Source organism: Legionella parisiensis, from assembly GCF_001467945.1.
Classification (GTDB): Bacteria; Pseudomonadota; Gammaproteobacteria; order Legionellales; family Legionellaceae; genus Legionella; species Legionella parisiensis.
Map to the genome: position 1 here is coordinate 1,564,880 of NZ_LNYQ01000013.1, position 15,622 is coordinate 1,580,501.

A 15,622-nucleotide genomic window follows, 5' to 3' on the forward strand; every position below is an offset into this window, starting at 1 on the left:
GATATGATCTTTGTTTTTTATAGAAGATTCTATGAGCAGTAATTCAACCGAAGCCAGCCGTATTTTATCTTTAGATGTCTTTCGCGGATTGACCATGGCATCAATGGTTTTGGTCAATAGTCTGGGAACTCGAGTTTCCTACCCTATATTGATGCATGCAAAATGGGATGGTTGCACTTTAGCTGATCTAGTGTTCCCTGCATTTTTATTCATAGTAGGAATCACTACCGTCATAAGTTTGAAAAGACATGTAAAAGAAGAGAGTAGGGCTTTATTATATCGAGGTATTTGTAAACGTACTTTTCTTTTATTATTCTTTGGACTATTTCTCAATATGTTCCCAATGCATTTTGATTTATCAACCCTACGGATTTATGGCATTCTCCAACGTATTGCTGTGTGCTATTTCATTTGTGCTCTTCTTTATCTTCATACATCTGTTAAAACACAAATTTCTATTTTTTTGGGCATCCTTATAGGATATTGGTATTTTTTGACACAGATTCCAATCCCTGCCGCTGGTGTTGATCAATTAAGCATGATAAGAAATTGGCCTGGTTATGTGGATCAGATCCTACTTTCTCCTGCACAATTGTTAATGAAAACATTTGATCCTGAGGGTCTATTAAGTACTATCCCAGCAGTTGCCACTACTTTATTGGGGTTATTAACCGGACATTTTTTGCTGACATCAATCAGTAAGCAAATGAAAAGTATCATCTTGATTTCGCTAGGAATATTATTTCTCCTATTAGCATGGATATGGAGCTATAATTTTCCAATTAATAAAAATTTATGGACAAGCACCTTTGTCTTATGGAGTGGTGGTTTTTCACTTATCGTTTTTGGCTTGTGTTTTTTTGTTATTGACGTGCTAGATTATACAAAATGGTCATTACCATTTAAGATTTTTGGCATGAATGCATTATTTATTTTTATTTTTCATGCGATTTTGCTGAAAATTCAATCCCTTTTTGTTGTTCCTATGCCTAATGGGTCACGAGACGTCTTACGCGTTGCAATTGCAAAATATTTATTTGGAGGTTTTAGTTCGCAAAATGCAGGACTATTTTATTCATTACTATTCCTTTTTCTAAATTTTTTAGTAGCCGCATTTTTATACCGACGAAAAATATTTATTAAAATTTAGCAATTAATAATCTGTGCTAAGAGGCATCACCCAGTCTTTGTCTGAGCATACGTATTGTTCATCTTTCATGAGTTAGCTATAATAACGGGTTAGATTAAACTATCTGCAGTTAATGGAGTCGTTTTCGATGCCAATTTATGAATACCAATGTACAAGTTGCAATCATCATTTTGATTTAATGCAAAAAATCAGTGATGACCCTGTAAAGCAGTGTCCTGTATGCTACCAAAATACGGTAATTAAGCTTATTTCTGCGGCTGGATTTCAGCTTAAAGGTAGCGGTTGGTATGTTACTGATTTTAAAAATAAAAATAACAAACCTCAGGAAACAGCAAAGAACGATGCCCCCGTTTCAACGGATAAAACAAAAGAAACTCCGTCATCAAAAACTACTAAAGATGGTGATACCAAGTGAAATCAGTGTCATTAAGAAGCTACTTACTTGCTGGATTGGTAGTATGGTTACCTATACTTATAACCATAGGCGTACTCCGCTTTATTATTGACTTACTCGACAATACTGTGGCTTTAATCCCCAAAGCGTATCAGCCTGAACAGCTCATTGGACATTATATTCCAGGTATAGGAGTTATCTTATCACTCATCATTCTGCTTGTTACTGGCGTAATTGCTACAAATTATTTGGGACAGCGTTTAGTAGGGTGGGGGGAATCTGTTCTTAGCAGAATTCCTCTGGTTCGCTCAATTTATAAGACAGTAAAGCAAGTAATTAATGCAGTATTATCTACAAACAGTGAGGCTTTCCGTAAGGTAGTTTTAATAGAGTATCCTCGTAAAGGATTATGGACTATTGCTTTTCAAACAGGCACAGCAAATACTGCAATAAGTAATAAAACAAAAGATGAAATGATATCTGTATTCATACCTACTACCCCTAACCCAACATCTGGTTTTCTTATAATGCTACCCAGAAGTGATGTGATTGAGTTGGATATGAGTATTGATGAGGCACTAAAATTTATAATTTCTTTAGGAGTAATGCCGCCACTACCAGAGGCAGCATTAGCGAATAATCTGTAAAATTTGAATAGGCGGTTTTATATGCGTACACACTACTGTTTGAGTGTAGATGAGTCAAGTTTAGGCAAAGAGGTTACTGTATGTGGTTGGGTACATCATCGCCGCGATCATGGTGGTGTTATATTTCTTGATATTCGTGATAGTTCAGGTCTATTGCAAGTAGTATATGAACCGGAAAATAAAATATCATTTGCAGATGCGGAGAAATTACGTTCTGAGTTTGTTGTTCGAATTACTGGTATTGTACGTAAAAGACCTGATGGAATGATTAATGAAACCATGGCTACAGGTAGAGTTGAAGTGGTTGGCTCTAAATTGGAGATACTTAACCAATCACCTACACCGCCATTCTTACCTGACGATTTCCAAGTTGTGAATGAAGACCTGCGTTATAAATATCGTTATATCGATTTACGACGTCCTTCAATGAAGCATAAGTTAGTTGTAAGGCATCAGTTGAATAGTTGTATTCGAAATTATCTCAATCAGCATAACTTTCTTGATATTGAAACACCAATGCTTACAAAAGCAACTCCAGAGGGGGCTCGCGACTATTTGGTGCCTTCTAGAGTTCATCCTGGATCATTTTATGCTTTGCCTCAGTCGCCTCAGCTGTTTAAACAATTATTAATGATTTCAGGTTTTGACAAGTATTATCAAATTGTTCGTTGTTTTCGTGATGAAGATTTACGGGCTGATAGGCAACCTGAGTTTACACAACTTGATATTGAAATGGCTTTTATTGACGAAGAAAACATTTTAAATCTTATTGAAGGCTTGTTGAAAATAGTCTTTAAGCAAATTCTTAATGTAGATTTACCAGAAAAGTTACATCGAATGTCTTATGCTGAAGCAATGCGGCGATTTGGTAGTGATAAACCTGATTTACGCAATCCTTTAGAGCTAATTGATGTAGCTGACTTAGTTAAAAAGTGTGATTTTAAAGTATTTTCTACCGCCGCCAATGATACAGAATCCAGAGTTATTGCCTTACGACTGCCTGGTGGTTGCGACCTCAGTAGAAAAGATTTGGATGATTACGGTCGTTTTGTAGGTATTTATGGTGCTAAAGGTCTTGCCTACATCAAAGTAAATAATCTTGACGAGGGCGTCGAAGGTTTACAATCACCTATTTTGAAGTTTCTCCCTACAGAAGCCGTACAAGCAATTCTACAGCGCACAAATGCGCAAACGGGAGATGTGATTTTCTTTGGCTCCGATAAAAATCACGTCGTTAATGAATCTATGGGTGCCTTAAGAATAAAATTGGGACATGATAGAAAACTACTTAAAGACGGCTGGGAGTTATTATGGATTGTTGATTGGCCAATGTTCGAGCGGGATTATGAGAGCAACAAATTAAATCCAATGCATCACCCATTTACTTCACCAAAAGATCTATCACCAGAAAACTTACGTGCTAATCCTACACACACATTAGCGAAAGCTTATGATATAGTAATTAATGGTTATGAAATTGGTGGAGGCTCCATACGTATTCACCAATCTGATTTACAGAAAGCAGTTTTTGAGTTACTTGGAATTAATGAGCAAGAAGCTCAAGAAAAGTTTGGCTTTTTGTTGGATGCCTTACAATATGGTGCTCCGCCACATGGTGGTATTGCCTTGGGCATCGATCGCTTAGCCATGCTTCTTACGGATTCAACGTCAATTAGAGATGTAATTGCTTTTCCTAAAACTCAAACAGCATCGTGCCTTTTAACGAGTGCGCCATCGCCTACGGGTAATGCGCAATTAAATGAATTGGGAATAAGACTTGCTCCAACTACTCAGACTAAATAGCATATTATTAAAACTAGGTCGAAATCTTGCTAACCGCGTAAAAAAATCGACTTCTCCTGCGAAGTCGAAGATTTGCTTTCCAGTTGTTACCAGAACGAATTCGGAAAACTATCTTTGCATTCGCACGAGTGGTGCTTCATTCTTAGAGAAAATAAGGGTCGCATTCTCTGCAAATCACAGATATTGGACGTTTTTATTTTTTTTACTTTTTTGCTCTTCTTTTGCTACAGCCGCTCCTGTAAAAAAGCAGGCTACATTCACTGAATACCTAACTCAAGAAAGAGCACATTTAACGGCCGCAATTCAGGATGCAAAAAAGCCGATACAGCTCAAAAGCGAGAAAGAGTTTAGTGCCAAAATGAAGCAAGTTTCAGCGATACTCTCAATGACGAGTGTTAAAATTACCAGTTTAGAAAACTTTCTCGAACATCAGAACAAAGAGCAGAATAGTTTAAATCAACGTTTAAAACAGCTTCAGCAGATGCCTATCGTCAAGGAAAATACAAGCATTCCTGAGCGAGTAGAAAAAGTCGAAAATTTGCTGGCTATTAACAAACAAACGACTGAGCTCGTAATTGAAAATTTAAAGCTCGCCAAGGAATTTCAAGCTTCTCTCAATGAGGAAGTAAAGCTTTTAGAGTTGTGGCACTCAAATTTTGTGCTGGAACAAAAACTCGTCCAGATTAAATTATTAAAAGAACAGCTCAATAAACGCTTAAATATACTTTATGAGAGCAATAGTACGACGCAACAACCCCTTAAAAGGTCCAAATCATCAACACAGCTTACAGCTGCAGATCATGAAGCAATGCTGTTAGTTAATAATCAGAGTATTGCAGCAATACAAAATCATTTAAATGCTTTAAATATACAAAAAACTGTAGTTAGAGCAGATATTATTTATCTTAAAAATCCAGATACAAAAAATTTACAGCTCATTACAGATATTTATAAAGATGCTTTAAATCAATACGCAAAGGTTGAAAAAAATATTCGACAAATTGAAAGCTTTCTGACCAATGAAACCAAACTTGTTGTAGCGCCGAGTTTAAAGAGATCGATAAGTTCGTTACAAAAGACATTAGCACAACAACTTAAAGAAGCGAGAATACAAAAACAACTTCTAGTCAAGAGTTTATCTGATTATCAAACCCAGCTCAAAAATCTGATGTCCTCTCGACAAACTCTTGCCGATTACAGTATCAGCAGTTGGCCAATTATTCTCAAAAAAATAGCAGCCATTCCAGGTTTGTTTTATAAATATATAAAGACATTAAGTTTAAAAGTTTATGACAGCTATTTATGGCTAAGTCCCTTATCCATGGTAATCTTATGGGGCGGATTTTCTTTTATTGCGATTTTCTTCTTTATGATAAGTCGTATCTTAAAAATACTGCTACGGGACAAAGAGCGATCACGCTTAACAGGTTACTTATATGATGGGGCGCTTGTTTTAATACAAAGAAATTTACCTTATTTTTGTATTGCGACTATGTTATGGGCATTGCTTTACATAACTCATATTTCTTTTTCTAACTATCAGTTATTCTTTAGACTAATTGCAGTCTGGTTTACTTTTAGAGCTTTAATCTTAATAGCACGATTAGTATTATTAGAGCGCATCACTGATTCCTCAGGTAAGGACGTTAAACTTTATTACCGTTTAAAATGGTTACTACTGTTTGGTGGCTGGACTGCTGCTTTAATGACTATTGGCCATTTACTCCCTCTATCGATACTACTTCAAGATATATTTAATCGCTTATTTATGCTCTTTATTTTAACAGTCTCTTTGGTAGCATGGAAAAGTAAAGATGTTATTCCTTATCTTCTTCGCCCCATGTTAAAAAGCCAAAAAGGGTACGTCAAAAATGCTATTTACTTATTGGTTATTCTAGTTCCTACAACATTGTTTACAACGGCATTAATTGGGTTATTAGGATTTATTAGTTTAGCATGGAGTATGAGCCAATATCAGGCTTATGTACTACTTGTACTTGTAGGATATATTTTTGCTCGAGGCTTATTGTTCGATGCCCTGGAATTATTTTCTGAGTTGATGATTTCCTCATTACGTAACGGATGGTTATGGATAGAAGTTTTTTTAAAGCCATTAGACAAAATTTTAAGAATTCTACTACTTTTGGTAAGCATACATGTTCTTTTCCAATTATTTGGTTGGTATTCCGATTCATTAGTGATGATTAGTTTGGGGAAATTCGCGCAATATACTGTTGTAAATATCCCAGGTATCCATATTACGGTTACAAGTACTATAGAGTTTTTAATTCTGCTTGCAGTTTTTGTTTGGGCTTCTAAATGGACGCGTGAATTTTGTTATCGTTGGGTATTTAAAAATGCTAAAGATGTAGGAATACGTAACAGTCTTTCGGTTTTTAGTCAATATTCGATTGTTCTTTTAGGCGGTTTTGTTTCTCTCCATGTACTAGGATTTGATTTTAGCGGCATGTCGATGATTATCGGAGGACTTGCTGTAGGTATGGGATTTGGTTTGCGTGATTTTGCCAGCAATGTGGTAGGAGGGTTGATGCTGCTTGTTGAAAGACCAGTCCGTGAAGGTGATTTAGTGACTATTGGGGAGCATGAAGGACGAGTTGCACACATTGGTATTCGTTCTATGAGAGTTTCTTCTTGGGACAATATGGAGGTCTTGATCCCCAATGCGGAAACTTTTAATAAACCATTTACCAACTGGACACATCAGGATGGTATTGTTAGAACAGTTGTTCCTATAAAGGTTAGTCGCTCTGATGATGCGGTTATGGTCCAGCAACTGATACAGGATATCTTGGCTACAACCCCAGAAATCGTTGCAGATCCGCCGGCTCAAGTTTTCCTTAAGAAGATTGATGAGGCGTTACTTGAGTTTGAGGCTCGATATTTCATTAACGTTCAAGTACATACTCGATTTGAAGTACGGTCTAAAGTATTGTTTGCTATTATGGCTCAGTTTAAAGCAGCAAATATTAAGCCGCCTATTGAACCACTTGCAATTGAAATTAAAGAGGGAGAAAGTGATTTCACTGTTAAAAAGCAGACTACCACCGAAAACTGAAGCTGAATTGCTTGAGCGTTGTACTGGTATTGCAGGTCTTAGTTTTGCACAATTAGGGTTGATCCTGGGGTTGTTCATTCCAACTCATCCTAACCAAAGAAAAGGATGGGTTGGTCAAGCAATTGAATTAGCCTTAGGTACTGATGCCCAGAACAAGTCATTACCTGATTTCCAGGATTTAGGTATAGAGCTAAAAACACTTCCCCTCAATAAATTAGGAATGCCGGCAGAATCAACATTTATTACCTCAATTCCGTTACTTACAATTCATCAGCAGCAATGGAAATCATCGCAGTGCTATGCCAAATTAAAACGAATATTATGGATTCCTGTAGAAGGTGATACCGATATTCCTTATCCACAAAGAAGAGTTGGACAGGGATTTTTGTGGTCTCCTGATAATGTACAAACATCTATATTAGAAGAAGATTGGAATTATTTATCATTTCAAATAAGTACTGGGCATCTTGAAACACTTAATGCACAAGCAGGGGAGTATTTACAAGTGAGGCCTAAAGCTGCCAGTGGGAAATCATTATGTTACGGTTATGATACTCATGGAAATAAAATCAAAACATTGCCTCGTGGATTCTATTTAAGAAGTCGTTTTACCGCAAAAATTTTATCGCATTTTAATAGAAAAAGTGACTTGTGAAAATTTAGCAGTGGGAAATGCAAATTGATTTTTTCCAAGGTTAAAAAAATTTTTGTTTCGCATTGATCTGATTCTAATTTAATCCTACCTTACACCAGTGATAAGTAAAGAGTTGATTGTTTCATTTGCTGGTTTAATTTTTTGTGGTTGGTCTTTATTTTTATTGGAATATTCGTTTCCCGACAGTGCAAAACAAGCTGCCCTCATTCACAATTACCAAAACCGAATATTTTTCCATCATCCGATAGTCATATGGTATGAGCGTCACCGGCAGCTACCATAACAGTTTTATAATTTACCAAGTGAGCAATTTGCATCGGTTTCTCTGGTTTTCCAAAATTACTCAAGCCAATTTTGCCAGTAGAGGGTTCTCCACAAGCATATATTATTCATGTTTGGCGCAGTGTATTATTTGTAGTCAATTAAATTAAATAAATCGTTTATTTAGTTTGCTTTTGCTATTAGCCGAATTAGGAAATCCCGGATTGCTTTACAGTACCCGGGAATATTTATAATAGCAATTACTCAGATTTGGAATGCCCTAAACTAAGCACGGAAGGCAACATATCACGTATTTGCTCAACTGGTTGTTTTACTTTTGCCATTAAAAGCTCTCTGAAATGAACATCAGTAGCAAAATAGCGAATTGCTCCTTCCACACCTTTATACACGCCTGTATCAAGTTCACGTCGCTCGACACTTGCTTTTAAATCTTGAAGGCGATTCAGATCAACATCGGATTTGGGCGATGAGAAAAGAGAATAAGCATAGGAAAAACCACTCCAAATAGAACTTTTAGTTTCTTCCGCTGCAGTTATTTTTTTCCATACCAACATAAATTCAGTTGTGCATAATGGAGCCATTAATTTAATCATACGTTGGATATTTGGATTTGAGAGTATGGCGGTATTATCCGTTGTTCCGTCATATTCAGGCTGATTTTTTTTCAAGCACCAGTTGTAAATAACTTTCATTTCATCAAGTTGGTTATGAAAATCAGCGAGACTGAAATTTTGAAGAATATAACCAGCGGCGCCACAATAAAGAAACATACTTAGAAAGTAATTAGCGAATTCGGGAATTGGCAAAAGAAATCCTGCAAGCCAGGTGCCACCCCAAGCTGTTAAGCCAGTGCTCATTCCTTGGAAAAGGTACATTAGATTTGCATTGTACTCGAAATCATTAATGTATTTTTTAAGCGCGGCTTGCTGCTCCTCATCATTTAAGTTAAATGCCTTGGAAGTTAATGCTTTTAAAGCATCAGTCCGGTCTTTTTTTGCTCTTTCAACTGCGGTCATTCCATCAACAGTAAGTTTGCCCACGATACTCTCCTTGAAAAAAATTACAATAAAATCCCTATTCATCCTACCTGATAAAACAGGATTTATGCTATTGCTTTTTTTTATAAAAAATATATTTACCGCAAATAATCTATACGATATTGTTATATCAATTATAAGGATCAATATATTATTGTTAACTGAGTTTGGTAGTCGAATAAATTTTCAGCTTTTGAGTTTTTTTTCTAATTAAAAGTGAGAGCAGATAATGCATGGTTCAATTTTATTTGACAAATCAACTGATTGTAACTATCTTTGAATTGTGCAATGCAACATATGGAGATGCTAATGAAAAACGAATTTTTTGAGCAAAAAATGTTTAATAATTTTGAAACTCCAATACAAAAATTAATGGAGCTAAATGTTAAAATGATGCAAAACCTGTCCTTAATGAAGCCAATAGATTTATTAAGCTTAAAGAAACCAGAGGATATTTTTGAAAGAAACATGGAGCTATTTATCCAAAATAGTAATATGACTTTAAATTATATGAGAGAGACGTTCAGTATTTTAGAGCATCATTGGTTCAATGTTCCACGAAACATGGATCAATACCCTAAAAAAGCAATAAATGAAGCTTCAGCTGCTATGAAAAAAAGTATAAAAAAGGCAACTGCTACAGCTAAGACTACTGCTAGAAAAGCCGTGTCTGCTGCTAAAAAGGCGTCGCCTGCTGCTAAAAAGGCGTCACCTGCTGCTAAAAAGGCGTCACCTGCTGCTAAAAAGGCGTCACCTGCTGCTAAAAAGGCAAGCACCCAAAAGAATGCTAAAACAGCTGTACCAAGCAAAGCTGCTGCGTCAAAGGGAAAACCAGAAGTTAAAAGTGCTCCAGCAAAACCAACTATGATGCATGCGAAAGAACCTACAAATCAGAATGCACCAAGACCCAATATGACTGCTGATAGCGGTATGCCAAAAGCAGGTACTATGCCTGAAAAAAGCGGTGGTATTAAAGACCTTGGCATTCAAAATATGAGTAAAAATAATCCAATGCCAAACGAATTCCGCAAATAGCAAATGAATCTTTTAAAGCCTCCTTCTAAGGAGGCTTTAAAATTATAAAAGATGTGCTTTTGATTGTTTATTTTAATCTTTTCTTAATATCCCTTGTGTTAGAATCTCATCTGTAAAATACTTAATAAAAAATGTTTTTGTAAGTTTAGGGATTTTTAATATTTTCCCTGATCAACTCTATTTGAAAACCACATTTTTTATAAAAATCAGGAGCTTGGAATGCACTGGTTGCCAAATTTATATTATTGAAACCATTCCCTTGAAATTGCTCTCCAAGTGCTTGTAGCAGTATTCTCCCATTGCACCCACATGTCATCAATATAAACCTCGGTAAATGCGGTAAATTCATTCAGTACACCGTATAGCTCTTGATTTTCCCCTTTGTGACACAAGATCCTCTCTCATAACTTCCTCTACATCATGAGGTAGAAAGTCATAAAACTCTATAGTGGTAGTTCGAATCTTTTACTTATTTTTACGATAAAGTATTAGGATTAAAATTAGGTAACATGGAGTGCAGTTCTTTTGCCAGGGAATATAACAGTAAGTCATTTCCTTGAGCAGCACCTAATTGTATTGATACTGGAAGTTGATTATACATCAGAACAGGAAGAGTCATTGCTGGTAGACCAGCTTGATTAAATATTGATGTAAATGGAGAAAACTCTACATTTTTATGCAAATAGCTCTCAAATTCATCATCAGTTCTTAATTCATTTATAAATAAAGGAAGTTGAGCTAGAGCTGGGGATAATATTACGTCATTTTGATTTAGCAAGTGATGTAATGGTTGCGTCAGTTGATACAAATTATTTTTTGCAATGAGATATTCATAAGAAGAAATAGTTTGTCCACGTTCATAAAACTCCCATGTAACTGGTTCGAGCTCATCATGCGTTGCTTTTCTTCCTAATTGAGTTTCTTGGAGTTTAATCGCCGTATAAGTATTTGCTGCAATAAGAGTAATCACACAATCACCAATCGCATTAAGATCCAGTACTAAATATTTCTTCTGAATTCTATGGCCAATTGTTTTTAATAGTCTTTCAGCCTTGCTTACCGCCTCAAGACAAGGTGTTGCAACAGGTACTGATGCAAAAACTCCCTCTAAGCAAAGAATATTTAACGGTTTTTTATCAGTGGGAAGAGGGCGTACGCGGAATTGATCTGCTATTTGATTAAATAATGCTTCTGAATCTCTAAGAGAACGTGTTAAGACAAAATTTACTGCTAAGCCAGACCATAATTCATTAGTCAAAGGGCCTGTTGGAGTTAATCCTGAGGTAGGTTTAAATCCAAACAAACCGCAACATGCAGCGGGGATTCTAATGGAGCCACCTCCATCGCTAGCTGTGGCAATAGGAGTGATACCCGCTGCAACTGCAGCTGCTGAACCACCTGAAGAACCACCAGAGGTTCTATTAGAATCATAAGGGTTACGGCAGGGCCCCAATAATACAGACTCTGTAACGTAAGAAAGACCGAGTTCTGGTGTATTTGTTTTCGCAATAGGTACAAAACCTAATGAAATCATTTTACTCACAAAATCACTGGTGAATGGAGCAACATTCGTAGAAAAAAGACGTGATCCTTCCGTGCTGCGAATTCCTGTAATGGAATGTCCTAAATCCTTAATTAATAAAGGAACGCCATAATAGGGCTCGTTACCGGTAAGTTTCGCTAGACATTTTTTTGCAAAATCAGAACACTCAGTGACAATTGCATTGAGTTTGGGGTTGACTTCATGTATTCGTGAGAGAGCACAATTAATGGCTTCATCAGGGCTAATTACACCTGTTTTAATCCTTTTTGCCAGTTCAGTCACATCACACTGAAGATATTCTTTTAGTAACATGAAGTACCTGCTTACTTCGGCAATCCAGGTGCAATAAAAATTGCCCCTGGATTGAAATCATTCAAATACTAATTTATTCGTCATTACATTTTTTAAATTTTTCTTCCATTTTTTCTTCCATTTTTTTCATTTTATTTTGTAACTCTGTTTTCTGTTCAGGTTTAAGGACTGCATAAATTTGATTTTTTGCTGTCATCTTAGCTTTAATCATATCACCAAGCAGCTTTGTTTTTTTATCAACTAAACTGTCAACTGTGGATTGATCCATAGATGCAGATTCAGCTTGTTGATTGATTTGTTTACTTAAATCCCTCATTTGTTCTGCACCACTTTTCATTGTTGCTTTAAGTTGCTCTAGGATGGGCTCTATTTTAGATTTTTGGTTTTCATCAAGTTTTAACGATTCAACCATGCTTTTTAGTCCTTCCTTACATTCCCATGAATGTGATAAAACTACTGGACTGATTGCTAATGTAACAGCAAATGCAGCAGCCTGTATCATTTTTTTATACATGATATTTCCTTCCATAGTTAGTGTTAAAATCATATTTTAGTATAGATGTTTTATATATTTTGTGTGAAAAATTCGTTCAAAAAAGAGATTTACTGAAATGTGTCATGAGTTTACTACCTGTTGTGATAACAATGAAATGAAATAAGGAAATTAAAATTGCATAGATCATCAAAAAATCTTTTCATATACATTTTTTTTATAATACTGGTTATTTTTTTTCAAAGTTCATTTTCCAGCAACATAGAGCCAGTTAATTTGCAGGTCATCGAATATATCGATAAAAGCTGGGATCGACTGACCCGCGACAACTGGGTTCAATCCAAAGTTGATCCGAAATTATTAACTGACGACTTTATTGTTTACATACCAGAGTCAGAACGAATCGATAAAATTAAAGAAAATAATATAAAATCAGCCGACAAAGTTAACTTTGAATATTTACCTCCAAATTATACTCACATTAAAAAGCATGGACTGCTTTATTTACCTCATCCCTATGTAGTGCCTGGCGGGCGATTTAATGAGATGTATGCCTGGGATAGTTTTTTTATTGAATTAGGCTTACTCGAAAGTAATCGATTAAACCTTGCAAAAAATATGGTAGATAACTTAATTTATGAAGTTGTTCATTATGGGATCGTTTTAAATGCGAATCGCACTTATTATCTAGGACGAACACAACCTCCCGTGTTAACTGAAATGATACTCGCCTACTATAACAAAGATCCTGATAAAGCTTGGTTAAAATCCACTTTGCCAGCCATTGAAAAATTATATCACCATTGGACATCTCCCCCTCGTGCAATCCCTCATATTGGCTTATCCCGATATTACTCAGGTGGAGTAGGGCAAACCCCTGAGGAATCACCCGTATACTATAAACAAGTGACAAACTATTTTAGAACGCATTGCATAAGTGATTATGATAAAACGCTTTTCTATGATCAGCAAAACAATAAATTAACACAGCTTTTTTATATCGCAGATCGTACGATTCGGGAGTCAGGCTTCGATATTACAGCAAAATATGGTCCATTTGGAGCCGGGATATTAGACTTTGCCCCAGTGGATTTAAATGTTTTGCTATATCAAATGGAACGTGATGCACAAACAATTTATAAAATCCTGAGTAATGATAGCGAGGCCATTAAATGGCAAACTCGAGCTGAAAAACGGGCTAAATATATAAATCAATATTTATGGGATGAACAAACTGGTTATTATTTAGATTACGATTTCAAAAAGAAAAGACGAAAATATTATCCTTTTGCTACCACTTTTTATCCTTTATGGGCTGGAATTGCTTCCACGGAACAAGCAGCTGCTGTAGTTCAACATATACCGGATTTATTAATGAAAGGTGGTGTTGTTACAAGCATTAATAACTCCGGCTTGCAATGGGATGCTCCTTTTGGATGGGCTCCATTACAGTATTTTGCTGTTCTTGGGCTTAAACGATATGGATATAAAAGATTTGCAATGGAAGTAGCCGCTAGATTTATTAATACAGTAAATAAGGGATTTCAAAGAAATCACGCTATTTTTGAAAAATATGATGTGAATACACTAAGTACTCGTACCGATAATAAAATTAAATACAGTTATGCTACGAATGAAATTGGGTTTGGTTGGACCAATGGTGTTTATTTAATTTTTACCAAACTCCTTGGGCACTATGACAATGAATTCAATTCGACTGGATTTCGTGCATAAAACAGGGGAAGAAGACTCAAATATCGTTCACTTTATAAGACATTTTAGCAAGTGAACGATATTCATTGATACGCTATCTACACTTCTACAACCCCTGACTTTGCATTATCTACAGTGTATGAATGCGCACCAGTTCCAGCAAACCTGCCTTTATCAACAATAAGATATACATCACGAATAGGGTGTCCATCCAACCAACACTCCAAAATCTCACGTGTTCCCGCAGCATAACGCGCTTGTGCGGATAGAGAACTTCCAGAAACATGCGGGGTCATACCATGATGAGGCATCGTTCGCCATGGATGGTCTTTAGGTGCGGGTTGTGGAAACCAAACATCTCCAGCATAGCCAGCAAGTTGACCATTTTCACATGCATTCACTACTGCTTCGCGATTACATATTTTCCCGCGAGCAGTATTGATTAAATAAGATCCCCGTTTCATTTTATTAATCAAGTGCTCATCAAATAAGTTTTCAGTTTCTGGTGTTAACGGGCAATTAATGGTTACTACATCACATGCTTGTACCAGTGATTCAACATGATGATGGAAAACAAGACCTAATTCTTTTTCGATTTTTTCCGGTAATCGATGACGATCGGTATAATGCAACTTAACATCAAACGGTTTTAGACGTCTCATAACTGCTAAGCCAATACGCCCACAGGCGACGGAACCTACTGTCATTCCTTCTAGATCGTACGAACGTACAACGCAGTCAGCAATATTCCATCCATTTTGGACAACCCATTGATTAGATGGCAAATAATTACGTACCAAAGAGAGAATCATCATGACCACATGTTCAGCGACACTGATACTGTTTGAATAGGTTACCTCAGCTACTGTGATGTTATTTTCTTTTGCTGCTTGCAAGTCCACATGATCAGAACCAATACCTGCGGTAATTACCAATTTCAATTTTTTTGCTTTGGCGATTCGATCAGAGGTTAAATATGCCGGCCAAAAAGGTTGAGAAATAACAACATCAGCATCAAGTAATTCTTTTTCAAAAACTGAATTTGGACCTTCCTTATCTGAAGTCACTACAAATTGGTGTCCTTGTGCTTCAAGAAAGTGTCGTAAACCTAACTCCCCAGACACTGAGCCAAGTAAAGTACCTGGTTTAAAATCAAGATGTTTCGGTGTGGGAGCATTTTGCCCATCAGGGTAGTGTTCTATTTTGGGAAGTGTATCCCGTGCATAATATTTGGGATATCCCTTAATTGGATCCTCATAAAGAACACAAAGAATTTTAGCCATATATTTTTCCTTAAATCAGATGGTTAAATAGAGTTTCAGCGTTCAGTCTAGCACGTGTAAGCAATACAAACGATTGAAACACTAAATTTAGAATAGTAGGACCTGTTAATACTAAAGTTATCAGCTTAAGATAATGAATTTATTCTATTAACTTGTAAATAATTATTGGAAAGTTTTTTGATTTACTTTGTGGGCTCAT

13 protein-coding genes are annotated in these 15,622 nt (G+C 36.2%); 8 read left to right on the forward strand and 5 right to left on the reverse strand.

The features are described 5' to 3' along the window. The first annotated feature begins 31 nt into the window (after nt 1-31). The 6 genes from Lpar_RS13035 to mutH all read left to right on the forward strand — a co-directional run bounded on the left by Lpar_RS13035 (nt 32) and on the right by mutH (nt 7,725). Nucleotides 32-1,150 carry an acyltransferase family protein gene (locus Lpar_RS13035; protein ID WP_058518333.1) on the forward strand — a complete coding sequence of 373 codons (1,119 nt, stop codon included), beginning with the start codon at nt 32-34 and terminating at the stop codon, nt 1,148-1,150. Between the two features lie 127 nt (nt 1,151-1,277). Next, on the forward strand, nt 1,278-1,565 hold the full coding sequence (locus Lpar_RS13040) for an FmdB family zinc ribbon protein (protein WP_058518334.1): 288 nt from the start codon (nt 1,278-1,280) through the stop codon (nt 1,563-1,565). Then, nucleotides 1,562-2,191, forward strand: coding sequence for a DUF502 domain-containing protein (locus tag Lpar_RS13045; RefSeq protein WP_058518335.1), 630 nt, complete (start codon nt 1,562-1,564; stop codon nt 2,189-2,191). Before Lpar_RS13040 ends, Lpar_RS13045 begins: the two co-directional genes overlap by 4 nt. 21 nt (nt 2,192-2,212) lie before the next feature. Beyond that, complete coding sequence (gene aspS, locus Lpar_RS13050) at nt 2,213-3,994, forward strand: aspartate--tRNA ligase (RefSeq protein WP_058518336.1); 1,782 nt, start codon at nt 2,213-2,215, stop codon at nt 3,992-3,994. Next, nucleotides 3,969-7,070, forward strand: coding sequence for a mechanosensitive ion channel domain-containing protein (locus Lpar_RS13055; RefSeq protein ID WP_058518337.1), 3,102 nt, complete (start codon nt 3,969-3,971; stop codon nt 7,068-7,070). Before aspS ends, Lpar_RS13055 begins: the two co-directional genes overlap by 26 nt. After that, nucleotides 7,030-7,725, forward strand: coding sequence for a DNA mismatch repair endonuclease MutH (mutH, locus tag Lpar_RS13060; protein ID WP_058518338.1), 696 nt, complete (start codon nt 7,030-7,032; stop codon nt 7,723-7,725). Before Lpar_RS13055 ends, mutH begins: the two co-directional genes overlap by 41 nt. 248 nt (nt 7,726-7,973) lie before the next feature. Here the strand turns inward: mutH and Lpar_RS19690 are convergent, their stop codons facing one another. Both Lpar_RS19690 and Lpar_RS13065 read right to left on the reverse strand, forming a co-directional pair. Next, nucleotides 7,974-8,114 (reverse strand): RCC1-like domain-containing protein, encoded by a 141-nt coding sequence (locus tag Lpar_RS19690; protein ID WP_082650387.1) that lies wholly within the window; start codon nt 8,112-8,114, stop codon nt 7,974-7,976. Nucleotides 8,115-8,246: 132 nt separating this feature from the next. Beyond that, on the reverse strand, nt 8,247-9,047 hold the full coding sequence (locus tag Lpar_RS13065; RefSeq protein ID WP_058518339.1) for a hypothetical protein: 801 nt from the start codon (nt 9,045-9,047) through the stop codon (nt 8,247-8,249). 306 nt (nt 9,048-9,353) lie between these two features. Between Lpar_RS13065 and Lpar_RS13070 the strand changes: the two genes are divergently transcribed. Next, nucleotides 9,354-10,079 (forward strand): hypothetical protein, encoded by a 726-nt coding sequence (locus Lpar_RS13070; RefSeq protein WP_058518340.1) that lies wholly within the window; start codon nt 9,354-9,356, stop codon nt 10,077-10,079. Between the two features lie 475 nt (nt 10,080-10,554). Here the strand turns inward: Lpar_RS13070 and Lpar_RS13080 are convergent, their stop codons facing one another. Together Lpar_RS13080 and Lpar_RS13085 are read right to left on the reverse strand one after the other, a co-directional pair. Then, nucleotides 10,555-11,934, reverse strand: a complete 1,380-nt coding sequence (locus Lpar_RS13080) for an amidase (RefSeq protein WP_058518342.1) — start codon at nt 11,932-11,934, stop codon at nt 10,555-10,557. Nucleotides 11,935-12,007: 73 nt separating this feature from the next. Beyond that, nucleotides 12,008-12,448, reverse strand: coding sequence for a Spy/CpxP family protein refolding chaperone (locus tag Lpar_RS13085; protein WP_058518343.1), 441 nt, complete (start codon nt 12,446-12,448; stop codon nt 12,008-12,010). 156 nt (nt 12,449-12,604) lie between these two features. Here Lpar_RS13085 and Lpar_RS13090 point away from each other — a divergent pair, with 156 nt between their 5' ends. Next, nucleotides 12,605-14,161 carry a trehalase family glycosidase gene (locus Lpar_RS13090; RefSeq protein WP_058518344.1) on the forward strand — a complete coding sequence of 519 codons (1,557 nt, stop codon included), beginning with the start codon at nt 12,605-12,607 and terminating at the stop codon, nt 14,159-14,161. 77 nt (nt 14,162-14,238) lie between these two features. Here Lpar_RS13090 and Lpar_RS13095 read toward each other — a convergent pair whose 3' ends face one another. Beyond that, a complete protein-coding gene (locus Lpar_RS13095) occupies nt 14,239-15,423 on the reverse strand; it encodes an NAD-dependent formate dehydrogenase (protein ID WP_058518345.1) in 1,185 nt (394 codons plus the stop codon). Nucleotides 15,424-15,622 lie beyond the last annotated feature (199 nt).